General features: G+C 61.8%; 20 protein-coding genes. 10 read left to right on the forward strand and 10 right to left on the reverse strand.

Annotated features, from left to right (window positions below; all coding sequences use genetic code 11):
- Nucleotides 1-75: 75 nt before the first annotated feature.
- The 5 genes from MOV76_RS04005 to MOV76_RS04025 form a co-directional block, all read right to left on the reverse strand.
- Entirely contained in the window at nucleotides 76-2004 is a 1929-nt protein-coding gene (locus MOV76_RS04005; protein WP_247263884.1) for a diguanylate cyclase, read from the reverse strand.
- 449 nt (nucleotides 2005-2453) lie between these two features.
- Nucleotides 2454-3893, reverse strand: a complete 1440-nt coding sequence (locus MOV76_RS04010; protein WP_193442532.1) for a coniferyl aldehyde dehydrogenase — start codon at nucleotides 3891-3893, stop codon at nucleotides 2454-2456.
- Between the two features lie 21 nt (nucleotides 3894-3914).
- Nucleotides 3915-5021 carry an NAD(P)-dependent alcohol dehydrogenase gene (locus MOV76_RS04015; RefSeq protein ID WP_193442529.1) on the reverse strand — a complete coding sequence of 369 codons (1107 nt, stop codon included), beginning with the start codon at nucleotides 5019-5021 and terminating at the stop codon, nucleotides 3915-3917.
- Nucleotides 5022-5077: 56 nt separating this feature from the next.
- Nucleotides 5078-5902 (reverse strand): p-hydroxycinnamoyl CoA hydratase/lyase, encoded by an 825-nt coding sequence (locus MOV76_RS04020; protein ID WP_112907415.1) that lies wholly within the window; start codon nucleotides 5900-5902, stop codon nucleotides 5078-5080.
- A gap of 58 nt (nucleotides 5903-5960) precedes the next feature.
- Nucleotides 5961-7547, reverse strand: coding sequence for an AMP-binding protein (locus MOV76_RS04025; protein ID WP_247263885.1), 1587 nt, complete (start codon nucleotides 7545-7547; stop codon nucleotides 5961-5963).
- 200 nt (nucleotides 7548-7747) lie between these two features.
- Between MOV76_RS04025 and MOV76_RS04030 the strand changes: the two genes are divergently transcribed.
- Together MOV76_RS04030 and MOV76_RS04035 are read left to right on the forward strand one after the other, a co-directional pair.
- Nucleotides 7748-8233 (forward strand): MarR family winged helix-turn-helix transcriptional regulator, encoded by a 486-nt coding sequence (locus MOV76_RS04030; protein ID WP_247263886.1) that lies wholly within the window; start codon nucleotides 7748-7750, stop codon nucleotides 8231-8233.
- A 122-nt stretch (nucleotides 8234-8355) separates the two neighbouring features.
- Entirely contained in the window at nucleotides 8356-9762 is a 1407-nt protein-coding gene (locus MOV76_RS04035; protein ID WP_247263887.1) for an adenylate/guanylate cyclase domain-containing protein, read from the forward strand.
- A gap of 446 nt (nucleotides 9763-10208) precedes the next feature.
- Here MOV76_RS04035 and MOV76_RS04040 read toward each other — a convergent pair whose 3' ends face one another.
- Both MOV76_RS04040 and MOV76_RS04045 read right to left on the reverse strand, forming a co-directional pair.
- Nucleotides 10209-11912, reverse strand: a complete 1704-nt coding sequence (locus tag MOV76_RS04040; protein ID WP_247263888.1) for an adenylate/guanylate cyclase domain-containing protein — start codon at nucleotides 11910-11912, stop codon at nucleotides 10209-10211.
- 241 nt (nucleotides 11913-12153) lie between these two features.
- Nucleotides 12154-13053 carry an AraC family transcriptional regulator gene (locus MOV76_RS04045; protein WP_247263889.1) on the reverse strand — a complete coding sequence of 300 codons (900 nt, stop codon included), beginning with the start codon at nucleotides 13051-13053 and terminating at the stop codon, nucleotides 12154-12156.
- Between the two features lie 248 nt (nucleotides 13054-13301).
- Here MOV76_RS04045 and MOV76_RS04050 point away from each other — a divergent pair, with 248 nt between their 5' ends.
- From MOV76_RS04050 to MOV76_RS04085, 8 genes are all read left to right on the forward strand, one after another.
- Nucleotides 13302-14765, forward strand: a complete 1464-nt coding sequence (locus MOV76_RS04050) for an aldehyde dehydrogenase (protein ID WP_247263905.1) — start codon at nucleotides 13302-13304, stop codon at nucleotides 14763-14765.
- A gap of 69 nt (nucleotides 14766-14834) precedes the next feature.
- Nucleotides 14835-16154, forward strand: a complete 1320-nt coding sequence (locus MOV76_RS04055; protein ID WP_130748185.1) for an ABC transporter substrate-binding protein — start codon at nucleotides 14835-14837, stop codon at nucleotides 16152-16154.
- Complete coding sequence (locus MOV76_RS04060) at nucleotides 16147-16914, forward strand: ABC transporter ATP-binding protein (protein WP_258719705.1); 768 nt, start codon at nucleotides 16147-16149, stop codon at nucleotides 16912-16914. Before MOV76_RS04055 ends, MOV76_RS04060 begins: the two co-directional genes overlap by 8 nt.
- Nucleotides 16911-17639 carry an ABC transporter ATP-binding protein gene (locus tag MOV76_RS04065; protein ID WP_247263891.1) on the forward strand — a complete coding sequence of 243 codons (729 nt, stop codon included), beginning with the start codon at nucleotides 16911-16913 and terminating at the stop codon, nucleotides 17637-17639. The genes MOV76_RS04060 and MOV76_RS04065 overlap by 4 nt, the downstream gene beginning before the upstream one ends.
- Entirely contained in the window at nucleotides 17636-18550 is a 915-nt protein-coding gene (locus MOV76_RS04070; RefSeq protein WP_247263892.1) for a branched-chain amino acid ABC transporter permease, read from the forward strand. The genes MOV76_RS04065 and MOV76_RS04070 overlap by 4 nt, the downstream gene beginning before the upstream one ends.
- Complete coding sequence (locus MOV76_RS04075; RefSeq protein WP_247263893.1) at nucleotides 18547-19584, forward strand: branched-chain amino acid ABC transporter permease; 1038 nt, start codon at nucleotides 18547-18549, stop codon at nucleotides 19582-19584. The genes MOV76_RS04070 and MOV76_RS04075 overlap by 4 nt, the downstream gene beginning before the upstream one ends.
- A 39-nt stretch (nucleotides 19585-19623) precedes the next feature.
- The gene (locus MOV76_RS04080; protein ID WP_247263894.1) at nucleotides 19624-20409 is read left to right on the forward strand and encodes a coniferyl-alcohol dehydrogenase; all 786 of its coding nucleotides are present in this window, start codon (nucleotides 19624-19626) and stop codon (nucleotides 20407-20409) included.
- Between the two features lie 23 nt (nucleotides 20410-20432).
- Nucleotides 20433-21878 carry an aldehyde dehydrogenase gene (locus tag MOV76_RS04085; protein WP_247263895.1) on the forward strand — a complete coding sequence of 482 codons (1446 nt, stop codon included), beginning with the start codon at nucleotides 20433-20435 and terminating at the stop codon, nucleotides 21876-21878.
- Nucleotides 21879-22025: 147 nt separating this feature from the next.
- Here MOV76_RS04085 and MOV76_RS04090 read toward each other — a convergent pair whose 3' ends face one another.
- From MOV76_RS04090 to MOV76_RS04100, 3 genes are all read right to left on the reverse strand, one after another.
- The gene (locus MOV76_RS04090) at nucleotides 22026-23204 is read right to left on the reverse strand and encodes a hypothetical protein (protein ID WP_247263896.1); all 1179 of its coding nucleotides are present in this window, start codon (nucleotides 23202-23204) and stop codon (nucleotides 22026-22028) included.
- Complete coding sequence (locus tag MOV76_RS04095; protein ID WP_247263897.1) at nucleotides 23201-23947, reverse strand: GAD-like domain-containing protein; 747 nt, start codon at nucleotides 23945-23947, stop codon at nucleotides 23201-23203. Before MOV76_RS04095 ends, MOV76_RS04090 begins: the two co-directional genes overlap by 4 nt.
- An 87-nt stretch (nucleotides 23948-24034) precedes the next feature.
- Complete coding sequence (locus tag MOV76_RS04100) at nucleotides 24035-24910, reverse strand: GAD-like domain-containing protein (RefSeq protein ID WP_247263898.1); 876 nt, start codon at nucleotides 24908-24910, stop codon at nucleotides 24035-24037.
- Nucleotides 24911-25206 lie beyond the last annotated feature (296 nt).

The following is a 25206-nucleotide window of genomic DNA, read 5'->3' on the forward strand; positions in this document are numbered from 1 at the left end:
GCCCTGTATTGTCGAAGCGACGAAAACATCAAGGGCGCACGAGCGATGGCACGATAGGAAAAACCTATCAAGGATCTAACCGGCGTCCTTCATGGCATGCCGTTCGTCGGGCGAATGTGCCAGGATGCGATTGCGACCTTGGGTCTTGGCGTCGTAAAGCGCGGCATCGGCCTCGGTCAGGAGGCGGTTAGGGTTGACCCTCAAGGTGGCTCCCGTCGCGCAGGATATGCCGATGCTGGCGGTCACCCGTCCGAATTCACTGCCGGAATGAACGATATTCTCCTGGCTGAGGAGACGAGCGAATTGCTCGGCAACGATCATTGCCCCTTTCGCACTGGTTGCGGGGAGCAGAACCACGAATTCCTCTCCGCCGTAGCGCGCGACGATGTCTGCCGGCCGGCTTACCGACTGGCGCAGACACTTGCTGACGACACGCAGGCATTGGTCTCCGGCGGGATGGCCGTAGGTATCGTTATATGCCTTGAAGCGGTCGATATCGACCATCAGAAGGCTGAACGGCGTGTTTTTCCTGGCGCTGCCTGCGGTCTCACGGGCGAAAGCTTCGTCGAAGGCCCGGCGATTGACCATGCCGGTGAGCCCATCGGTCTCGGCCAGATTCTTCAGCTGCTCCGCCGACAGCCTTAGCGCGATTTCCGCCTGCTTCGTCGCGGTGATGTCCGAGACAACGGCCATCGCCGTGCCGTCTTCCGCAAGCCTTGTCCGGATGCTGCGCCAGTCGCCGTTGTGAAGCTGAACCTCTTCGTCCTTGTTGCTGTGCAAGGTAGCACTGGCGGCCTTGATCCACTCTTCGCGGTCATTGTCCGGAATACCGGCCCGCTCGCCTGTTTCGGCGACGCGGCGAAGAATGTCGCTGATATGCGCGCCAACCACGCGGGCGTCCCCGGATAGCGGAAACGCGGTGCGATACTGCTCGTTACAGAAAACAAGAAAACCCTTGCTGTCGTACATCGCGATACCATCGGACATGCCGGCCATCGCATGCGACAGCAGGTTCTTGCTTTCGCGCAGTTCCCGCTCCAGAGCAGCACGCTCCGTCACATCACGCGTTACCCCGGCAAGGCCGATCACCCGCCCCTGTCTATCCCTCAGCGGCACCTTGGAGGAGAGCAGGTATCTGCCTTCGATGCGCTCGGTGGAGTCGATCAGAGGCACGCCAGTGTCCATGACCTGCTGTTCGAGATAATACAATTCTTCGGCGAGCGGCCGTGACAGAAGATTGAAATCCGACAATCCGGTCATCTCTGCCGTCGTCTTGAAACGATAGAGGCGGATCATATTTTCATTGACGGTGATGAACCGGCTGTTTCGGTCCTTCACGTAGAGATAGTCGGGCGACTGCGAAAACGCGGTCACCAATATGCTTCGCTCCAGGTCCCATTGCTGTGTCTTCAACAGCACGAAACCACAGAGCACGGTCGCCAGGCAGTTCAAAACGGTCATGGGCAGACCGATGATGGCCAATATGCGGGCGTGCACCAGAGTGGGAAGCACCGCCATCAAAACAACAAGTGCGGCGCCGAGCGCGAGGCTCAGCAGTGCAATGTCCATGAACCCGGGAGATCTCTTCCGGATCCAGAAATTGGCAGCCAGGCCGATGCCGGTCGCGACAGCAATTGCGATCAGACCATCGACCATTGCCGTGCCGCCGACACAGAAGCGGAAGGCCATTGCCAGCGACGCCGCAAAGGCCGCCGCGATCGGTCCACCAAACATGCCCGCCAAAGCAAGCGGCGAGAAGCGCATGTCGATATAGATGCCGGGATTGACTTCGACGGCCAGCAAAATGGATCCGATGGAGGCGCCGCCGGCTATGATTCCGAAGGCGATTTTTTCCTGTATGGCCGAACGACGCTGAAATTGGATCGAGAAATGCGCCCATAGCGAAATCGCCAGGCACACGAATGACAGGTTGCCACCGAATTGCGTCCAGATGCCATTCACTGCGTTGGATCCACCTTCCAATACATGTACAGAACCAATCATAGGGCAACACTGGTTTGAGCTTCGTTAAACTGGAGACCTATCAGGCTATACTCGTTTGCTTATGCGTCTCCAGGCCGGTCGGCGGCAATACGGCGACAGGAAAGCGGCGACTGCCGCGACGATGCGGTATGGGCAAGCAGGGCCTGCTGCCAGATTTGGTCACATGAGAAATAGGCGAAACCGGAATTAAAGGTCATGCTCCAGGACGGCAGGGGACATCATGTCCGCAACGCCCTGCGGTTCAACGGCTAGCACCCGATGGATAAGGCATGTTTAACAACGGCATCCTCTGCATCAGGACACCTAGCCCAATGACGCAATATAGCGTTATCCGGATAAGTCTGCGCAATCGGGCCATTCCTTGAGGTGAAAGCAGTCGCGAACCCACAGCGCCCGCGTCATGCCGTCAGCAGCCGAGGCTGCCGACGGCATCGCCTACCACTTGTCTTTTACTTGCAGATCGCCGCCGTCAAGAAGCCGCGCATCGCCTCGCCATAAGGCGGCCGCATCATGTATTCCGCTTCGACCATCCTGCTCTGGTGATAGACGGCGCGCGGGTGCGAGAAGGCGAGGAAGCCGAACTTCCCATGATAGGCTCCCATGCCCGAATGGCCGACGCCGCCGAAGGGCAGGCCTTCCGCCGTGACGTGGCTCATGCAGTCATTGACCGTCACCCCGCCGGAGGTCGTGTTGTCGAGGACGCGGCGTTCCTCTTGCTGATCCTGGCTGAAGTAATAGAGAGCGAGCGGGCGCGGCCTGGCATTGATACGGTCGATGACGTCGGCGATATCGCGATAGGGAAGGACCGGCAGCACGGGTCCGAAGATTTCCTCCTGCAGCACGCGCATGTCTTCCGTGGGATCAAGGATCAGGGTCGGAGGTATACGGTGGGCCGATTGCTGGGAGAAATTCTCTGCCGCCGGGTTGATCTCGACGACACGGGCGCCCTTGGCCCTGGCATCGTCGATCAGGCCCTGGACGCGGGCGAGATGGCGGGCATTGACGATCGAGGTGTAATCAGGATTTTCCTTCAGCGTCGGATACATCGCGCCGACTGCCGCGACCGCGTGTCCGGCAAAGGCTTCGACGCTTTCCTCGGGCACATAGACATAGTCCGGCGCAAGGCAGATCTGGCCGGCATTCAGGGTCTTGACCGTCATGACGCGCCGCGCCGCGTCTGCGAGGTCGGCCGAGCGGCCGACGATGACGGGTGATTTTCCGCCGAGCTCAAGCGTCAGCGGTGTCAGGTTTTCCGCCGCCGCGCGCATGACATGATGGGCGATCGCAGTTCCGCCGGTGAAGATCAGGTGGTCGAAGGCAAGTGATGTAAAGGCCGTGCCCGTCGCCGGTCCGCCCTGAATGACTGATATTTCCGTTTCGTCGAAGGCGCCGGCGATGAGTTCCGCCATCAAGGCTGATGAAGCCGGCGTCACCTCCGACGGCTTGATCATGGCGCGGTTGCCGGCGGCAAGAATGCCGGCGAGCGGCGCAAGGGCGAGCTGATAGGGGAAATTCCACGGGCTCAGGATCCCGACAACCCCCTTCGGCTGATAGACCACTTCTGCCACCGCATCCGGGAACAATGCCTCGTGCTGCTCGGGCTTCAGCCATTCGGCTAGATGGGCCTTGGCATATTTGAGTGAACCGACGCAGGTGAAGACATCGAGAAGCAGGCTCGCCTCGACACTGCGGCTGCCGAAATCCTCCGACAGGGCCGCGGCAATCGCATCCTTATGGTCGACGAGAAGGGCGATGACGCGGTCGATGCGATCGATGCGGGTGTCAATGCTTGGCGGCCCTTCCCTCAGGAAAGATGCCCTTTGCCGGCCAAGCAGCGCCTTCATCGCATCGGGACTGGTATCGGTGGCGATTGGGGTGACGGTGTTCATTGTTTCCTCCCTCGAACGGTGTCAGACGGCCGGCTGGCGCACGACCGGTTTCAGCACGATGCCCTTTTCCGAATCCTCCACCGCTTGGTTGATGTCGGCGAAATCATAGAAGGTGACGAGCCTGTCGAAGGGGAAGCGGCCCTGCCGATGCAGGTCGATCAACAACGGGATCAGCACGTCGGGATTGGAATCGCCCTCGACGATGCCGCGGACCCGGCGCCCGCCGGACAGGATATGGGTGAGGTCGAGCGTCAGCGTCGCGCCATGCGGCGACGCCCCGACGATGCCGCAGGTGCCGCGCGGCGCCAGCACACGCACGCACTGGTCGATGACCGCAGGCACGCCGGATGCATCGATCGAATAATCGACGCCGGCGCCGGTCAGCGCCATGATCGCGGCAACCGCGTCGCTCGCCCTGCCGTTGACGATATCGGTCGCGCCGAGTTCCGCTGCAAGCGCCAGCCGCGTCTCGTTGACATCGACGGCGATGATCCGTGAAGCACCGACGATCCGCGCCGCCATCACCGCGGCAAGTCCGACGGAGCCCATGCCGAAAACCGCGAGCACCTTTCCCGGCTCGACATCAAGCGCGTTCATCACCGCGCCGGCGCCGGTCTGGATGCCGCAGGCGAGCGGCCCGAGCAGTGCCAGGTCCGCATCCTCAGGCACTTTCACGATATTGCGTTCATGGCACAGGGCGTGGCTGGCGAAGGAGGATTGCCCGAAAATATTGCCGTGAACCCGTTCTCCCTCGCATGAGAGCCCGCTCGAACCATCGGCGCGCGCACCGAAGAAATTGCGCGGGAAAAATTCGTGGCAATAGGTCTCCTCGTGATCGTTGCAGCTCGGGCAATGACCGCAGGAGTTGAAGGTCATGACCACGTGATCACCGGGCTTGACCTTGGCAACGCCCGACCCGACACGCTCGACGATGCCCGCACCTTCATGGCCGAGCACGACCGGCTGCGGCACCGGCAGATGCTGGTCACGCATGACGATATCGGTGTGGCAAACTCCTGTTGCCACGATGCGAACCAGGATTTCACCCTCGCGCGGCTCCTCCAGATCGAGCCTTTCCAGCGAAAACGGCGTATGGGGCGCACGCGCCACCGCGGCATGAATTTTCATCGCTTTCCTCCTCCCGATGATCGGCTCATGAACGACCCGGCATGCCGGGCCCGTCCTCAGCGGCCGCGCTTGTAGGCGCCGAGCCCCGGCTGATAGGTCTTGTCGTCGAGGAACTGCTTCAGCCCCTCGTCGCGCCCCTTGGTCTTGTCGAGAAACAGCATCTGCTCCAGCTTGGCGTAGATGTAATCGTCGGCGAGATCCCAGGGCAGGTTGCGCACCCGCTTGTAGGTGTCCTTGGCGGCCTTCAGCGTCACCGGGTTCTTTTCAAGCAGGCTGGCGCAGATCTTGCGGACCCGGATTTCCAACTCCGCCAGCGGCACTGCCTCGTTGACGAGACCCATTTCCGCGGCCTTGCGCCCGCCGAACAGTTCGCCGGTCATGATGTAATAGAGAGCGTCGCGATGGCGCATCACTTCGGCGACAGCGCGGGTGACATTGCCGCCCGGCAGAATGCCCCAATTGATCTCGGAGAGGCCGAAATTTGCCTCCTCGGCGGCGATGGCGAGATCGCAGGACACCAGCGGTGTGAAGGCGCCGCCGAAGCACCAGCCGTTGACCATGGCGATCGTCGGCTTTTCGAAATACATCAGCCGGCCCCACCAGTTGCCGGACTGGCGCCGCGCCTTCAGCGTGACGTCACGCGGCTTGTCGTCATTGTCGCGGAAATATTCCTTCAGATCCATGCCGGCCGACCAGGATTCGCCGGCGCCGCGCAGGACGAGGACGCCGCAGCGTTCATCACCCTCGAGTTCGTCGAGCACCTCGAGCATCCTGATGTTCAGGGCCGGATTCATCGCATTGCGCTTTTCCGGACGGTTGAGGGTCACGAAAGCGATGCCACTATCGAATTCGACCAGAACCGGCGATTGCATGTCAGTCATGTTCTTTTCAGTCATGGGGGATTACTCCATTGGTTTCGGCGTCAATGCCGGGGCCGCTTTACGGGGCCTGTCGTTGAAGGGTTTCGTCGGAATGGAACTGGCGCAGGACATGTTTCTGCACCTTGCCGGAGGCGGTGCGGGGAATGGCCTCGACGAAGAGAATGCGCGCCGGGCGCTTGAAGGTGGCGAGCCTTGCCGCGCAATGGCCGGCGATCTCATCGCCCGTTGCCACGGCATCCGGCCGCAGCACGACATAGGCCAGGCCACATTCGCCCCATCGGATATCGGGAATGCCGACGACCGCGGCGTCGAGGATATCGGGATGACTTGCGAGTGCCGCTTCGACCTCGGCGGGATAAACATTCTCGCCGCCGCTGATGTACATGTCCTTCAGCCGATCGACGATGCGATAAAAGCCGTTCGCTTCGCGTCGGCCGAGATCGCCGGTGCGGTACCAACCGTCGGTGAAGGCGGCAGCGGTTTCCTGAGGCTTGTTCCAGTAGCCCGGCGTCACCGCCGGCCCGCGCAGCCAGAGTTCGCCGATCTCGCCTTCGTCAACCTCGCGGCCGTCCTCGCCGACGATACGAATGTCGAGCAATGGCGCGGGAAGACCGACGCTGCCGGGATTATCCTGCACGGCGCGCCGGTCGATCGGTATATGCAGCACCGTTCCCGCCTCGCTCATGCCGTAACCGTTGACCAGCGCAACGCCGTCATCGAGATAGCTTTCGATCAGCGCCTGCGTCAGCGGTGCACCGCCGACGAAGAGCGCATGCAGGCCGGCGAGCGCCGCGGCGCTATAGGCAGGGTCGTTGCGCAAGGCGAGCGCGATCTGCGGCACGGCGAAATAATGGGTGATGGCACGCTGCCGGTCGGCAAGGGCTGCGAGTGTGCGCGCCGGCGTGAAGCGATCGGAGACGACGAGCGTACCGCCCAGCATCAATGTGGTTCGTGCGACGGCGATCAGACCGATCGTGTGGAAGAAAGGCAGGTCGCATAGGGCGACGGATCTCGGCCCGATCTCGCCGACCACGGAAAAATTGATGGCGGCGAAAAAGGCGTTGCGGCGGGTGATGACGACGCCTTTCGGCTGTCCCGTCGTGCCCGAGGTGTAAAGAAGGACGCAGGGTCCATCGGCATCGGCGGGCACGGGAGCGGCCGGAAGGCTCGCCTCGATCACCGCGGCGAGACCGGCCGAACCGTCTGCCGTCGATATCACCGCCATCTCGGGATCGGCGTTCGCAACGCTGGCCACCGTTGCCGCGAACTCCTCGTCATGAACGAGCAGAGCCGGCGCGCAATCGGCAAGGATCGGCCGAAGCTCGGCGGCGTTGAGGCGCCAGTTGAGTGGCACGTAGATGGCGCCGGCACGCTGGCAGGCAAAGGCAAGCACGATCGAATCCATCGAGTTGCGCGCCAGCATGGCGACACGCGCCCCATCGCGGCGCACTCCGAGCACATCGCTCAGGAAGCCGGCGCAGCAGGCGATCCGCGCATCGAGCTCGGCATAGGTGAGCTGCCGGCCGGTGGCGATTTCGAACAGAGCCGGACGGTCCGGTGCGACGCCGGCGCGGTAAAGGATCGGATCATCCGTCACCAGTCCGCAATCCGCCGACGAAGCCATCCCGGAAAAGGAATACGCCATTTTCTCCTCCCATGCCCATCGCTCCCCATGACAGGCACCAAATTTGTATGCAACACATACTAATATCTTTTTCCCGCGATGCAAGAGGCTGTTTGAGGCAAATCCGATTGATCGAATGGCGCGGGGAAATCCGCACTACCGATATTGACTAACCTGCTGATTTTGATGGTTATGGCGCCTGGACGAGGCGAGAACGAACGATGGCGACAAAATCACCGCAGGACGATTTCGAAGGCGAAGATGCGCCCGCGACGCCAGGCCTCGACGTCGGCCGGCTGGGCGATCTGATGGGGTTTCATCTGCGCATGGCGCATGTCGCAATCTATCGCGACTTCGCCGAAACCATGCAGGAGCTGGCGCTGACGCAGAAGCAGCTGGCGGTGATGGAACTCGTCGCCGGCAATCCGGGCGCATCGCAGATCGACCTTGCCAACACGCTCGGCACCGACCGGGCAACGATGATGGCCCTCGTCAACCGGCTGACGGCCCGCAACCTGATCGAGCGCCGTCCCTCCGCGGCCGACCGCCGGCGCCAGGAACTTCATCTGACGAAGGCGGGCCGCGCAATGCTCGCGCGGGCGCGTGAGCTGATCGACAAGCATGAGCAGCGTTTCATCGACCTGTTTTCGCGCGACGAACTGGATGCGCTGCTGGTGGCGCTGAAGCGCATATACAAGGGGAAATGAACCCGCCTTCGCTTGGGAAACAAGCAGCGTCCAGGCCTATAGATTTCTATTGGGAAGTTCCCGTGTTATGATCCCGATCCTGGCGTCGTCCGCCGTGGGTTCTGCACACGGAGACTTGTCTAATGAGCGAAGTGGACGTCCTTTTTGCCTCCCTGCGACAGGCGGCTGACCCGCCGACGGTTGAGTGCATCGAGAACGTCGTCATGCATGGCTCGGATCGCGAGCTCAATCGCATCAATGCGCTCGCTTTCGCCGATAAGCACCATCTCGATCAAGAGAAAACCATCGCCGCCTTTCTCCATGCAGCCCGCATAGGCGCATTCGAGATGACCTGGAATGTCCTTTGCCCAGGATGCGGCGGCGTCCTCGACAGCGGCGCAACCCTCAAAACCGTCGTCCACGAGACGTACCATTGCGCGCTCTGCGCAGCCGGATACGAGCCGACCCTCGACGAGATGGTCGAGGTCACGTTCACGGTCAGTCCGCGCGTGCGCAGGATTGCCGCTCACGATCCCGATCGGTTGCCGCCGCTCGAGTACTATCGCCAGATCTTCTTCAGCTCCGGAGTGGACCTGCCTGACGATCTCGAAGCGAGGTTTTCGCGCATCCAGCTGGAGATGATCGAGTTGGCTCCGGGCGAGAAGGCCTTCGTCTCCCTGCAACTGCCGGCGCAGTTCGTCATCATCTTCGATCCGGTGACACACTCGGCGCAGTTCATCGACGTGCAGGGTGAGCCCACCGACGAACGTCAAACCCTCTCGATGATCATCAGTCGGACGCATGCGCTGAACGAAACGCTGACCCTGCGCCCGGGCTCACTGCGGCTCACCCTCGAGAACCACACCGACCGCAGAGTGGTGCCGAACGTCTGCATCGCAGGAGACGAACTGCACGACCTCTTGGGCCGCAGGCGGCCTTTCCTGACAGCCAAGCGTCTGCTGACGAACCAGAGCTTCCGCGACATCTATCGGACCGACACACTCGACGTCGACCAGCGCCTCAAGATCACCAGCCTGACTTTCCTCTTCACTGACTTGAGGGGCTCGACCGCTCTCTATGAGCGCGTCGGAGATCTTGCCGCTTTCGATCTGGTGCGCGCCCATTTCCGGGTTCTTCATGAGATCGTCGCCACAGAGGCCGGAGCGGTCGTGAAGACTATAGGCGATGCCGTAATGGCGACCTTCCCGAGCCCGGACCGTGCGGTAGCGGCCGCACTCAAGATGCGGGAGGCGATGCTTCGCTTAAATGCCGAACACGGCAGCGACGACCTTCTGCTGAAGATCGGCATCCACGAGGGCCCATGCCTCGCAGTCAACCTCAACGACCGGCAGGACTACTTCGGCCAGACGGTGAATATCGCCTCCCGCGTCCAGGGCCTTGCCGATCCCAATGTCATCATGACGACGGAGGCGATCGTCGAGGATGCCCAGGTTTCAGAGATCCTGCGTGACAGCGGCATCTCATCGGCCTCCCGGATGGCGGAGCTTCAGGGCATCGGGAGAGAGGTGAGGATTTTTGCGCTGTCGTGAGTTTGGTCTTCTTGGTGAAATTAACTTCAGCAGTTTCCGGTAACGGTCGGCCCTAAGCGGACTTTTTTCGTTGTCGAAGGACACGGCTTTGCGCCTAATTTTGCCGTTGAAACAGACCATGCACCTGCCGGAAAGCAGCCATTGTCGAGTTTCAAGGTAACGGCATCTTTGCGCCGCCGATAGCGGAAGCAGGCGTCGTCGCCTTCATGTCTCGGCGAAGCTGCTTAAATGTTTTGCAAAGCATCCTGTCTTCATTCTGGGCTACGGGCTCATCGCCACCACGATGCAAGGCGGTCCAGCGGAAAAGTCATGTAAGACTCGGGCTGATTGACGCGTTTTGTGGAGCATCTGAGGAAGCTTGGCACTGCGATCCAGGCCGCCGTTCTCGCGCAGCGCATATCCGTCGATCAAGTTCTCGAACGCGTCGCGATTGTCCTCACCCGCTGTCACATCTCCGGCAGGCCGGCCTTTCGGAAGCCGTCGACAAAGTGGTCTCGTACAGATGCATCGCGCAGCGGCTGGGAACTGAGCCAATGCCCGATCGTGAAATGAGGGTGGGCGATCAGGAATAATTCTGCTTCTCGCCGCGCCTCCTCATGGTGGCCCAACTGCGCAAGCGTAGCGGCCAGGAATTTGCGTGAGTTGGTACGATACGTGTCTTCCCTGCGGAGTGTAGCGGCTGCCGCCTCATAGTCACGCGCGGCGTATTGCGCTTGCCCAAGATGACAAAGATACCAGCACGCTGGATAGGGATTGAGCCGCAGAGCTTTTTCGATCTGCGCAAGTCCGTCGGCAACCCTGCCGTCCAGCACTGATACGTCCGACATGGCGGCCCAGGTGTCGGCGTGGTTGGGGTCCAGCTCCAGGGCCTTGGCGAAGGCGGCCTCCGATTCCTCCCATCGCCGCTCATAAGCCAAAATGGTCCCCAGAACGTAACGGCAGCCGGCATCGTTGGGATCCAGGTCGACCGCCTTCTGCGCGGACGTCACCGCCATCCGACGGTTGGGATCTTCGGGCTCGCCGAAATGAGTCCAGGCAAGCCAACGATTATAGGCGAGCAGACCAAGCGCCTCGGCATATGATGGCTCGAGCTTGACCGCGCGTTGGAGCAGAATATAGGCCTCACGCTCAGTTTGCGGCGACTCTTCCGTCAGGAGGCGGGCGCGCACACACAGGTCGTACGCCTCAAAGTTCTTCGGCCGATTGCGCTGCGGCGGGATGGTCAGTCGGCCGACGAGGGCTTCAACAATCTTGGCGTTAACTTCATCCTGTAATTCGAAAACATCTTCCACCGTCCTGTCAAACCTCTCGGCCCACAAGTGCCGGCCGCCAAGCGCGTCGACCAATTGGGCATTGATGCGGACACGGCCCATTGCGCGTCTGGCACTCCCCTCCAGGACGTAGCGGACGCCGAGTTCCTGGGCGACCAGCCGTACGTTGACCGGCTTGCCCTTGTAGCCGTACACGGAATTGCGCGCGATGACGAACAGGCCAGCCGTTCGGGAAAGGTCAGTGATCAGGTCTTCGGTCAAGCCGTCGACGAAGGGCGCGTCCGCTTCATTCCCACTCATATTCGTGAACGGCAATACAGCGATCGAGGGCATTTCGGGCAGCGGCAATATGCTCTGCAGCGCATCCGGCCAATGCCACACGTGGACTGGGCGAGTCAGGTTCTTCAGGTAGCGTTCGCCTGCATCGAAGAACCGGTCGCCGATCTTGCCAACGATCTCGCCGTGAACGCTGGCTGAAATGCAGATACCTCCCGGCGCGGCCTGCGTCTCGAGGCGCGCCGCGACATTGACCCCGTCGCCGAGGACGTCTGAACCGTCATCAATGACATCTCCCAGATTGACGCCGACACGCAAAAGCAGGCGCCGGTCGGAGGTCTCACCAGCGGTGGTGGCCCGTTGCATTTCCAACGCTGCTGCGACCGCTTCCACCGCGCTACTGAATTCGATCAGGAAGCCGTCGCCCACAACCTTGAAGATGCGGCCGTTGTGGCGCATCACAGCCGGCTCGATAACGCCAGAACGGAGTTTCCTGAGGTTCGCCAGCGTTGCGCCTTCATCAGCCTCCATCAGGCGTGTATATCCCACCACATCGGCAACGACGATGGCGGCAAGGCGACGCTGAATAGATTGATCCGTCATGTGAGGACAAGCCTAATGACCAGATTAGCAAGTTATTGTTCAACCGCAGGTGAGTCAACAAATCGTAAGAGGTAATATCCAGGCGATCTCCACCTTCCGGCCCCAAATCCGTCATTCCTTCACGCCGGGGCAACGACCGCTTCTTGGCGCATTGCAGGCCTAGGCCGGCTTGGAGTTCCGCATCAGCATGATCTCCGATCCAAGACTGGCAAATTCTAGCCTTGACCAAATGAGCCCGAGCCTAAGGCCAATCGGCGTAACCTGAGGACAGCATGCTGTTTTCCGAGCCGGCCGAAGCGCGGGCGATCTCGCGGTAGCCGGCGGGCGAGAGGCCGGTCTTGCGCTTGAAGAAATGGCTGAAATAGGTCGGGTCGCGGAAGCCGAGGCTGTCGGAGATTTCCTGGATATTGCGGGCCGAGCGCTCCAATCTGAGCTTTGCCTCCTGCACCACGCGCTCGTGCAGGAGCTGGATCGGCGCGCGTCCGAGTGCCCTTTGGCAGATGGAATGCAGCCGGTCGGCCGTGACGCCGAGTTCCGCGGCATAGTCGCTGATCGGCCGGTGCCGGCGGAAGCCGGCCTCGACCAGTTGCCGATATCTCTGCAGGATCGATCCGGTTTCGCCCTGCCCGCGCTGCTCGCTTCTCTCACCATCGGAACCGCGCCACAGCGCCATCAGAATGAGCCTGATATAGGCGGATGCGACCATCCAGGAGGCGCGGGAGGGATCACCGAGTTCCCGCACGAAGCCTGATATCAGCGGACTGATTTCGGCCACCGCCGAGGGATCCAATGCCTCGACCAGCTTGCGCTGCTCGGTGAAGATGCGCAGCGAATAGGATTCCACCTTGTCGCCGATCGCATCGACCATGATCTGCGGCGAAGCTCCGACCAGATGGGCCGCGGTTCCGGCTGATATCGACAGGTCGCATCGCGCCTGCGGCGGCAGGAAGGCAAGCAGCGGCCCGTGCAGCGGCCGATGTTCGCCATTGTCGAAATGTAGCTCCCCGCTTCCCTCGCCGAGCAGAAGGAAATGGTGGAAATCGGCATAGAGTCCTTTTTGAAATCGGATACGCCGGTGCGACAGCGACGGCCCGTGCCATTCGCCCCTGGCATAGTGATGAATCCCTCCGTCCGTTGCCAAGCTTCTCCTCCATTCCCTATGTCAAACAATGCTGATATCACCGGATAATTACAATATTAACCCAATAAATCGCATTCCATCCGCGCCAGATCGGCGTAACCTTTTCTCCATCAGCCTTTGGGAGGAGGCTCTTCAACAGATGCAGGAACCGTCAGGCGGCCCTCGTGGCGCCGCGTCCGCTCGTTTTCTCCCATGGCAACAACGCAAACCGGCATGTGGCGCCAGTACGTGGCGCCAATGCGTGGCAAATGGGTGGAACAGTGTTCGCGGCAAAGCTGATGATCAACAACGAGGCGATGGATGCTTCCGAAGGGGCCACCTTCGAACGCATCGATCCGCTGACCGGCGATGTCGCAACGATCGCCTCGGCAGGATCCGTTGCCGACATGACAAGGGCAGCCAATGCAGCCGCTGCAGCCTTTCCGGACTGGTTGCAGACCGGTCCGGGCGAACGGCGCAGGCTCCTGAACGCCGCAGCCGATATCCTCGAGGCCCGCACGCCCGAACTCGTTGCCGCCATGACCGGCGAAACCGGCGCGACCGCGCAATGGGCGGCGATCAATTGCGGCCTTGGCGCGGATATTCTTCGCGAGGCGGCGGCGATGACCACGCAAATATCAGGCGAGCTCATTCCTTCCGGCATTCCGGGAAGCCTCGCCATGGCGGTCCGCCAACCGGCGGGCGTCTGCGTCGGCATTGCCCCCTGGAATGCACCGATTATCCTCGGCACCCGCGCCGTCGCCATGCCGCTTGCCTGCGGCAATACGGTCATCCTGAAGGCATCCGAACTCTGCCCGAAGACCCATGGCCTGATCGGCGACATCCTGCGTGACGCCGGTTTCCCGCGCGGCGTCGTCAATGTCGTCTCCAATGCGCCGAGCGATGCCGCCGCCGTCGTCGACGCGCTGATCGCCCATCCGGCCGTCCGCCGCATCAACTTCACCGGCTCCACCCGTGTCGGCCGGATCATCGCCGAATCCGCGGCAAGGCATCTCAAGCGCTGCCTGCTCGAACTCGGCGGCAAGGCGCCGTTCATCGTCCTTGCCGACGCCGATATCGACGAGGCGGTGCGTGCTGCCGCCTTCGGCGCCTTCATGAACCAGGGCCAGATCTGCATGTCGACCGAACGGATCATCCTCATGGACGAGATCGCCGACGGCTTCGTTGGCAAATTCCGAACGAAGGCCGCAACCCTCGTCGCCGGCAACCCCAAGGACGGCGACACGCCGCTCGGCACGCTGATCAACACTGAGGCCGTCCGCCGCGTCAGGTCGCTCGTCGATGATGCCCTGCAGAAGGGCGCGGTCCTCGTCTGCGGCGGCCAGGCCAACGGCACGCTGATGGACGCGACCGTCATCGATCACGTAACGCCTGCTATGCGCATCTACCGCGAGGAGAGCTTTGGACCGGTCGCGGCGATCATCCGGGTCGGCAGCGTCGACGAGGCCGTGACGGTTGCCAACGACAACGAATATGGGCTGTCGGCCGCCGTTTTCAGCGCCGACGTCAATGCAGCGCTTGCCGTTGCCATGCGGCTCGAATCCGGCATCTGCCACATCAACGAAGCCACCGTTTCCGACGAGCCGCAAATGCCCTTCGGCGGCGTCAAATCGAGCGGCTACGGCCGCTTCGGCGGCAAGGCCGCGATCGATGAATTCACCGAGCTCAGATGGATCACCATGGCATCGGGAAAACGGCACTACCCGATCTGAATTGAGATCGGTCGACATGAACATTGGGAACGGGCTGGGAGGCCCGCATCAAGAGGGAGGAATGAATTCATGAACGGCATTTTCCGCAGCGGAAAATTCAACGCGGCATCGCTGAGCCGCCGGTCTTTCATCGCATCGACCGTGGCGGGCGGTGCGGCGCTGGTGCTATCAGGCCGCACGGCCTTTGCTCAAAGCAGCGACACGCTGAAGGTCGGCTTCATCAGCCCGCGCACCGGCCCTCTCGGCGGCTTCGGCGAGACGGACGGCTATGTGCTCGACCTGGCGCGCAAGGCGTTGGCGAACGGCCTGCAGGCGGGCGGCAAGACCTGGAAGGTCGATATTCTCGACCAGGATACCCAGTCCGATCCCTCGCGCGCCGGCCAGTTGGCGAAGGACCTGATCAACAACCAGGCGATCGACCTGATGCTCGCCGTCTCGACACCCGAAACCATCAATCCGGTGGCTGATGCCTGCGAAGCGGCCGGCATTCCCTGCCTCTCAACGGTCATGCCTTGGGAAGCCTGGTATTTCGGCCGCGGCGCCAAGCCGGGCGCGCCGTCGCCCTTCAAGTGGACCTATCATTTCGGCTTCGGCGTCGAAGAGTTCCACAAGGCCTATGTTTCGCAGTGGAACCTGATCGAGACCAACAAGAAGGTCGGCGTCATGTATCCCAACGACGCCGACGGCAATGCGATCCGCACCCATCTGGCGCCGGCGCTTGCCAAGGCGGGCTTCACCATCGTCGATCCGGGAGCCTATGAAACCGGAACCACCGACTTTACCGCGCAAATCGCTCTCTTCAGGCAGGAAGGCGTGGAGATCTTCAATTCGTTCCCGATACCGCCTGATTTTGCCGCCTTCTGGCGCCAGGCTGCGCAGCAGGGCCTTACCCAGCAGATCAAGATCTGCCAGATCGCCAAGACGGGCCTGTTTCCCTCCGACATCGAGGCGCTCGGCGACCTCGGCCTGAACATCGGCAGCGCCGCCTACTGGCACAAGGCCTTCCCCTACAAATCCACGCTGACAGGCGTATCCGGAACCGAACTCGCCGACGGCTATGAGACGGCAAGCGGCAAGCAGTGGACGCAGCAGCTCGGCGCCAGCCTTGCGCTTCTCGACGCCGGCTTCGATGCGCTGAGGGCCAGCACGGACGTCAAGAGCAAGGAGGCCGTCGCCAAGGCGATCAGCACGTTGAAGACCACCACGATTGCCGGCAAGGTCGACTTCACCAGCGGCCCCGTCGCCAACGTTTCTCCTGGACCGATCATCGGCACACAATGGGTGAAAGCGCCGGAGGGCTCGAAATTCGCGCTCGACTACGTCGTCACCGAAAACGCCACCGATCCCAATGTCCCCGTCGGCGCCAAGCTCACCGCTTACAATGGATAACCAAGTGCAGCGACAGGAAGCACAAAGGCGGCCGGGGGGAGCCTTTCTCTCCGCCAAAGGGATCCACAAGCGGTTCGGCGCGCTTGTGGTGCTGGAGAAGCTGGATTTTTCCATGGGTGATGGCGAGGCGGTCGGCATTGTCGGGCCGAACGGGGCGGGCAAGACGACCCTGCTCAGCGTGCTCGCCGGCGCCTTCCCGCCGAGTGAGGGAAGCATCATCTTCGATGGCGCCGACGTCACCAACCGGACGGCGGCGGAACGCTGCCGCTCCGGGCTCGTCCGGACCCATCAGATTCCCAAGCCTTTCAGCGGCATGACGACCTTCGAAAATGTCTTCGTCGCCGCATCGCACGGCAGTGCCGCAAGCCGCGACGAGGCCTATGAGCGTGTGGTGAATTCACTTTCCCTTTGCGGCATGCTTGGCGTCGCCAACCGCCCTGCCGACACGCTCGGCCTGCTGGATCGGAAGCGCCTGGAGCTTGCCCGTGCGCTTGCCACGCAGCCGAGGTTATTGCTGCTCGACGAGATCGGCGGCGGCCTGACCGATGGCGAGGCGAGCGAACTCGTCGAAACCATCCTCGAATTGCGCCGCCGCGGCATCGGCATCGTCTGGATCGAGCATATCGTTCATATCCTCCTGCAGGTGGCGGAACGGCTGATCTGCATGGATGCCGGCAGGATCATCGCCGACGGCGAACCGAAGATGGTTATGAGCAATGCGGAGGTGGTCAAGGCCTATCTCGGAGGGACACCCGCATGAGCCTTCTCTCCATCCGCGACCTCGACGTCCGCCACGGCCTGCTCCAGGCGGTACGCGGGGTCAGTTTCGATCTTGCCAAGGGCGAGGTACTGGCGCTGGTCGGCGCCAACGGCGCGGGCAAGACGACGCTGCTCAGATCGATCGCCGGCGCCCACCTTCCATCCTCCGGCAGCGTCCTTCTTAACGACGAGGATCTGGCCGCCGTCCCGTCCCATAAGCGGATCGCCAAGGGCATCGCTCTGGTGCCGGAAGGCCGGCGCCTGTTTTCACAGATGACGGTGGAAGAGAACCTGCTTCTCGGAAAGACCTCCGGACGCAAGGGCGAGTGGAGCATCGATCGCGTCCTCGACGCCTTTCCGAACCTGAAACCCCGCCGTCACGCCAAAACAGGACACCTCTCGGGTGGGGAACAGCAGGCAACCGCCATCGGCCGGGCGCTGATGAGCAATCCCGATATTCTTCTCCTGGATGAGGTCTCGCTCGGGCTTTCGCCTCTGGTCGTCGATCGCGTCTATGCCCAGTTGCAGGCACTGCTCACGTCGGGAACGACCATCGTGCTTGTCGAGCAGGATCTCGCCCGCGCCATGAGCGTCGCAAGCCGTGTCATCTGCATGCTGGAAGGACGCATCGTCCTCGACAGGCCGGCTGCGGCCGTCACGCGCGAGCACGTCACCCAGGCCTATTTCGGATTGCACCGGGCAACCGGCGAAAGGAGCGCATCGTGATCAACACCCTGCTCCAGGGCATCCTGCTGGGCGGTTATTACGCCGTCATCGCCTGCGGACTGTCCTTCATGTTCTCCGTCATGCGGATCATCAATCTTGCGCATGGCAGCCTGGCGGTTGCAGCCGCCTACGGACTGTGGCTGCTGGCCGCCAAATTCGGCATTCCGCCCTTCGCCGGCCTGCTGATCGTGCTGCCGGTCATGGCGACCATCGGCTGGCTGTTGCAGCGCTTCATTCTGGAACGCAGCGCCCGCGGCGGCACGCTCCTGCCGATCCTGACGACCTTCGGCCTGTCGATCGTCATCGACAACCTGCTGTTCGAGCAGTTCGGCGCCGACACCCGCTCGCTCGCACCGTTCATCGGCAACCTGTCCTATGCTTCCTGGCAACTGCCAGGCCACATCTTCGTCGGCAAGCTTGCCGTCCTGATGATGGTGACGGCGATCCTCATTCTCGGCGGGCTGCAGTTCTTCCTGAGCCGCTTTGCGCTTGGTCGCGCCATCCGCGCCACGGCCGAAGATCCCGATACGGCCGGGCTGGTCGGCATCGACGCCCGCAGGGTCAACGCCATCGCCACCGCGATCACCATGGTCACGGTCGGGATCGCCGGTGCTTTTCTCGGGATGCGGGCAACCTTCAGCGCCTATGCCGGCGGCCCACAGCTTCTCTTCGCCTTCGAGGCGGCCGTCATCGGGGGAGCGGGATCACTATGGGGGACGCTTGCCGGCGGCATCGTTCTGGGTCTAGCCCAATCGCTCGGCGCGCAATTGCATCCGCAAGGTTTTCTGATCGGTGGCCATGCCATGTTCCTGCTGGTGCTTTTCGTCAGGCTGTCCCGGTTCGGCATGCCGGTTCTCGATAAATTTGGCGCCTCTCTCAAACTGCGCGCCCGTCTCCGGAGCCCGACATGAGCCCCAACGCGACCCTTGCCTCCACCGGAATATCGATAGAGCGCTGGACGAAATCGTCGCGGGTGGCGCTTGGCTGCATGGCCGCGGTGATCGCCCTGCTGATGTTTGCCCCCGCCGTGCTCGGCGCCGGTGCGATCGACCGGATGACAGCCCTGTTCATCTACGTGATCCTTGCCGCCATGTGGAATGCGCTTGCCGGTTTCGGTGGGCTCGTCTCGGTCGGCCAGCAGGTGTTCTTCGGCCTCGGCGCCTATTTCACCATCCGGCTGGCCGATGCGGGGCTCAATCCCTTCGTCTCGCTGTTTGCCGCCGCGGTGGTGACCGGCGCGCTGTCGATCCCGCTTTCGCTGTTCATGCTGCGCCTGAAGGGTGGCGAGTTCGCGATCGGCATGTGGGTCATAGCCGAACTCGCCCATCTGCTCGTCAATCTCGACCGGCTAATCCAGGGAGAAACGGGAACCTCGCTGATTTCGCTCAATGTCTATGACGGCAACACGCGGCGGGCAACGATCTACTGGCTGGCCTTGATAGCCATGGCCGCCCTGCTCGGCGCTCTCTTCCTCCTGATGCGCAGCCGCGTCGGTGCCGCCATGCAGGCGATCCGCGACAATGAGGAGGCGGCGACCTCGCTCGGCGTGCGCGTGATCGCCACCAAGAGGCTGCTCTTCGTGCTCGCCGCCTTCGGCATCGCGGTCGCTGGGGGCCTGTGGCTGGCGACCGCCACCACCTTCCAGCCGAAGACCTATTTCAGCGTCCAATGGACGGCCTACATGATCTTCATGGTGCTGGTCGGCGGGATCGGCAAGTTCGAAGGCGCAATCCTCGGCGCCATCCTGTTCTTCGTCATCGAGACCTTCTTCGGCGCAGCCGGCGTCTGGTACCTGATCGGCCTCGGCGCCACCGCCGTGATTTTCTCGCTCTATCTGCCGCGCGGACTGTGGGGCGAAATCGAGCGCCGCTACGACTTTCAACTTCTGCCCGTCGGCTACCGGATGAAATTACCCGGTCCGCATAAAATCCAATGGGAAGAATGAGCCGGCTTGCGTCCGGATCTCTTGCGAAAGGTGACGTTCATGCTTTTTGGTAAAACAATCCTGGTGACCGGCGTGGCTTCCGGCATCGGCGCCCGCACGGCGGAACTGGCCGGCCAGATGGGTGCCGAGGTCATCGGCGTCGATGTGCGCGAACCAGCGGGTGGAACTGTCGCCTTCATCAAGGGTGATCTGTCGACCGCCGCTGGCGTTGCCGACATCGTCGCGCAGCTTCCAGCGCGCCTCGACGCGCTCGCCAATGTCGCCGGCCTTTCCGGCAGCACCGGCGTCGTCTCGACGCTGGCCGTCAATTTCTACGGGCTTCGCGCTCTCTCCGAAGCCGTGGCACCCCGCCTGCGCGAAGGCGGCGCCATCGTCAACGTCGCCTCGATCGCCGGCTACGGCTGGCGCGCCAACCTCGAGCGGGCAAAGTCTCTGACCGGCATAGACGGCTTTCCCGAAGTGGCGGCGGTTGTCGCCGAACACGGCCTCAAGGATGAGGAAGCCTACCCGCTCTCCAAGGAGCTGCTGCTGCTGTGGACCATGCGGGCCGCCCATCAGCCGCTGTTCAAAAACCGTGGCATCCGCGTCAATGCCGTCAGCCCCGGGCCGGTGGAAACGCCGATACTCAAGCAGTTCCGTGCCGTGCTCGGCGACGCCAGGGTCGATAGCGACATCACCCGCGTCGGCCGGGCCGGCACCTCCGCCGATATCGCGCCGGCCGTGCTCTTCCTCTGCTCGGATGGCGGGCGCTGGATCAACGGCGCCAACATTGCCGTCGACGGCGGCCTCGAAGCTTCCATCAACGCCGAAGTCCTCGGCTTCTAGTTCTTGTCCCCAGGAGACCTCCGATGAATATTTCCCTCCTCATCAATGGCGCCGACCGCGCAGCCTCCGGCGGCCGGACCTTTGATCGTCTCGATCCCTTCACCGAAAAGCTCGCAAGCCGCGCCGCAGCGGCAGACCTGGACGACGTTGCAGCAGCCGTTAATGCCGCCTCCGCTGCCTTCGGCGCCTGGTCGAAGACCGGCCCCGGCCAGCGCCGCGCCATCCTGATGAAGGCTGCCGACATCATGGATTCCAAAGTGGGCGAGTTTACCCAGTTGATGATCGAGGAGACGGGCGCAACCGCGCCCTGGGCCGGCTTCAATGTCATGCTCGCCGCCAACATCCTGCGCGAGGCCGGAGCCATGACGACGCAAATCACAGGCGAAATCATCCCTTCCGACAAACCCGGCACACTCGCCATGGGTGTTCGCCAGGCCGCCGGCGTCTGCCTGGCAATTGCCCCCTGGAACGCCCCCGTCATCCTCGCCACCCGAGCCATCGCCATGCCGATCGCCTGCGGCAACACAGTCGTCCTCAAGGCATCGGAACAATGCCCCGGCACGCACCGGCTGATTGCCACAGTGCTGACCGAAGCGGGCCTGCCGGCCGGCGTCATCAACGTCCTCACCAACGCACCGGAGGATGCGCCTGAGATCGTCACCGCGCTGATTGCCCATCCGGCTGTCAGGCGCGTGAACTTCACCGGGTCGACCAAGGTCGGCAAGATCATCGCCGAGACCTGCGGCAAGCATCTGAAGCCTGCCCTTCTTGAACTTGGCGGCAAGGCGCCGCTCGTCATCCTCGACGACGCCGATATCGACGGTGCCGTCAATGCCGCCATTTTCGGCGCCTTCATGCATCAAGGCCAGATCTGCATGTCGACCGAGCGGATCATCGTCGACGAGACGATCGCCGATCAGTTCGTCGCCAAACTGGCCGCCCGCGCCAGCCAGCTGCCGGCCGGCGATCCGCGTGGCCACGTCGTTCTCGGTTCGCTGATCAGCCTCGATGCGGCGAAGAAAATGGAGGAGCTGATTGCCGATGCGACGGCCAAGGGTGCAAAGCTCGTGGCCGGTGGCAAGCGCTCGGGCACCGTGGTCGAGGCGACGCTGCTCGATCATGTCACGCCCGAGATGCGCGTCTATGCGGAAGAATCCTTCGGCCCGGTCAAACCGATCATTCGTGTTGCCGGCGAGGAAGAAGCCATCCGCATCGCCAACGACACCGAATACGGCCTGTCCTCCGCCGTCTTCAGCCGGAATGTCCAGCGGGCAATGACGGTTGCAGCGCGGATCGAATCCGGCATCTGCCACATTAACGGCCCGACCGTGCACGATGAGGCGCAGATGCCCTTCGGCGGCGTCAAGGGCAGCGGCTACGGCCGCTTCGGCGGCAAGGCGGCAATCGCCGAATTCACCGACCTGCGCTGGCTCACGGTCGAGGATTCCGCCCAGCACTATCCCTTCTGAGCAGGTTTTACAGTCGTTGCCGTGCCACGACGCATTGCGGTCGTGGCACGGCCTATGCTCAGACCGGCGAAGAGATTTCGCACCGCCCTTAGGAAGATGCTTCAGCGCTTCGATATGGCGTGGGCGGCGACCGCGATCGATCCGCGTTCAGCTCTCCAGCCATTCGGCGATAAGCTTGGCTGCCACCCGCCTGCGGCCCACACGAATGTCGGCGGCGCCGGTGTCGAAATCCATGCCATTTTTCTCGCGCACCTGTCTCAGCCATGTCGGAAAGGCATGAAGATTTCCGCATCCGAGAATGGGAAGACCGAGATCGTTCCGGTAGGTCTTTTTCTCGCTTTCCGAGAACTCTCCGCGCTCGGCGATGCGTGCGTTCAGTTCCCACTCCCAGTCCGGCTTCGGCCGGATCTGCAATCGCACGACGTTCTTGGCGATCAACGGATGGCCTTCGGTGCCACGCAGCGGGACCGCAATATGGATTTCCCAGTCCTCGTCGCCGTCGAATGGCAGGCCCAGCCTTTGCGCCAGGGCGACGGATTCGGTGGCATTGCGGCGCCCAAGCTCGATGTCCTTGAGCTGCCCCGCCAGCGAGCGGAAACGCTCTTCGTCAGGCTCGATATCCGGCAGAGCTGTCTCGACATAGCGGTGTAACATCGCCAGCTGCTCGACGCGCCGCATGAGATCATATTTGCCCTCAATCATATCGGCAACAAGCTCGCCGCGGGTCGCCTTGTTGAGCAGGCAGATAAACACCATGCCCCAGAAGCTGAGATTGGTGACGTCGTAGAGGTCTTCGCCATAACGTCGGTCGTGGCGATAGCCCAGATGCCGGAAAACCTCGAGAATACGCACCGCCTCGTCGGCGAAAGGAATAAACTTTGCCTTCTTGTCGCGCTGGGCAGGCATCGTCGTATAATTGCCGACCTGCGCGATGAGCTTGAGCCGCACCTTTAGCGCCTTGGTCGAAATCGTCTCGCCGCTCGGCAGGGCGCCGGTATCGTCAAAACCGAACACGAACAGCAATTTGTGCCGCCGCGACATCGGGATGACGCCGCCAAGATCCAGAAACGGCAGCATCCGCCGATAGGCCTCGAGCAGCAGCGGCATGTCCTTATCTCCGACGGAGGGTGCGCCGCCGGCAGTGCGCATGAAATGGAAATAGAAATCGATTTGCTCGTTCGGATCGAGCAGCCCGGAAACTTTGGTCGCCAGAGGCCCGATACGATGATGATTGGCCGGCCAAAATTTCCCCTGGCGCCGGTCGGCAAAGGCTTCGTTCTCGTCGGCAATGAATGTCCGCAGCAGCTTTGCGTCGGTGTCCGTCATGGTGTGTCCCTATCGATCAGACGGTCATGTCCGATCGTACGGACAGCCTCGAGATGTCCAAAGGGTCCTCGGCCACCCTGCTTCGGATCGATATAGCGTTCGAGCGTAAAGGATCCTATCTGTGACAGAACGCCCAGATATTCGATGAAGCCGCCGATTGAAAAATCCTTGGCGGTGCCATCGCCGCCGAGGCGGAAATGCGGGACCATGGTGTAGACCTGATCGGCACTGATCGGCCCAAGCCGCCGCCGAACCGCATCGATAACGGGCTTGCCGGTTGTAGCATCCACCCAGCCATGACCATCGAAAACGCTGGCGTCCACGGCGGCAGCTACCGCCATATCATCGTCGAAGGGGGGTACGCCCTCAATGACGTGGGTGGTAATGTCGGTGGTCGTGACGGTGCCGAGATTCATCTTGAGCGTGATCAGCTTGAACTTCGGATGCCAGACGCTGACCTCGCCGAACGCATCACGCATGAAGGGCACCATTCTTGCGACGTCGAATTCCGGATCGCCTGCAAACAGCGCATGCAGAACAGGCATGATCGGCTCGGGATCGCAGATCCAGAAAAGACCGTCGCGCCACTGCCCGCGCCCATGCTCAGTCCAGAAATCAACCATGGCGTCAGGCAGCTTCCCGCGATAGCCCGCAGCCCGCGAAGCAGAAACCGTCGTACCGTCTTTGAGCGGTCCGAATTCATCCAGTATTTCTTGTAAGGGACGCCGAGGTGTTGCGGCCATATTGGCTCCTAGTTGACAACGAGATTAACGTGCATCATCGGGCAACCATCGTGCGTTGCGTGTGCACGCCGGCCGGACGACGCCGTGCTACCGTGACCCGATCTTCCGGCGTGGAATCACCGTTCCGAAACCGCCTTCCCCATCGGCAGGCGGTGTGTAGTCGTACAATGTCGGCGGCTCCAGCGACGCCAGGAACACAAGATGCTCAACCACAGGCATCTTCTGCAAATGCTGTATGGCGTTGCTCCCGCCCAGGCTCAAAGCCGGCACGAATCCGTATATTTCTCCTACATTCAGCCGCCCCAGAATTTCCAAAGCGCGTGGCATCAAGTTCTTTTTGTTTTCGTCTTCCCACGGCGGAGTAGCCGGCGCAAACCGACCTGAGAAACACAGGCCCAACATGACTTCATCGGTCCACCGGCGTTGGTGTTCCTCGTTATATCCTCGATTGTCGACACCCACCTCTCCCCTCGGCAGGTTCAACCTAGTCATGGCATCGCCATACCAGATATCGATCTCACCGAAGGCAGTATAGCCAAAGGCATACATCTTTTCGGGATTGAGCTCCGGATCACCGCGGAAGACATAGTCCAGCACCGGCTTCGGCAAGGAAGGATTGCAAAGCCAGTACTGACCGTCGGACCAGCTGCACCAGCCATGATCAGCCCAGAAACGGAGAAGAAAATCCGGCAGCTTCCCGCGATAGGCCTCTATCTCAGCATCGCTCGGGTTGATGATATTGTCGATCTTGTAGGCCGAGAGAAACTCGTCGAACCATTTGATCTCGAAGATGTTGTAGTTTGATTTTTCTGCCACGTTTTCGTTCCCGAAAAGCATTTGCCTGGGTGGGACAATCTGCTGGACTGCGCCCGTTTCCTCGCGGGCGCAATGCTTAATCATGCGGATTGCACCTAAGGCGAAGCGCACATCAATTATCGTCAGTTGGAAACGGCTCTTGATCACCCCACATCTAGCCTTCAAAGCGAATGGGTTTGATGAGCCGTGCGACCGCGCGATAGCTCTCCGCCCCCCGCTCGCAGCATCGCTCAAGACAGGCAAGGCCCCGGCGCGAAGGATTGCTCCGTTTGAGAACTGACGGGCGACTCAATGTTCGCTTCGCCGAGAACGGTGAGCCAGTTTGATGAGCGCGGCTTCTCCCAACCACCTTCCTCGGTTTCTGCCCAGAAGAGTCCCACAGCGTCGTGCTCCAGCCCTGGATATTGCTTGAGCCAGGGATAGCAAATGGGCATCTTTCTCGT

It is taken from the genome of Rhizobium sp. PRIMUS64, assembly GCF_023006465.1.
GTDB classification, from domain to species: domain Bacteria; phylum Pseudomonadota; class Alphaproteobacteria; order Rhizobiales; family Rhizobiaceae; genus Rhizobium; species Rhizobium leguminosarum.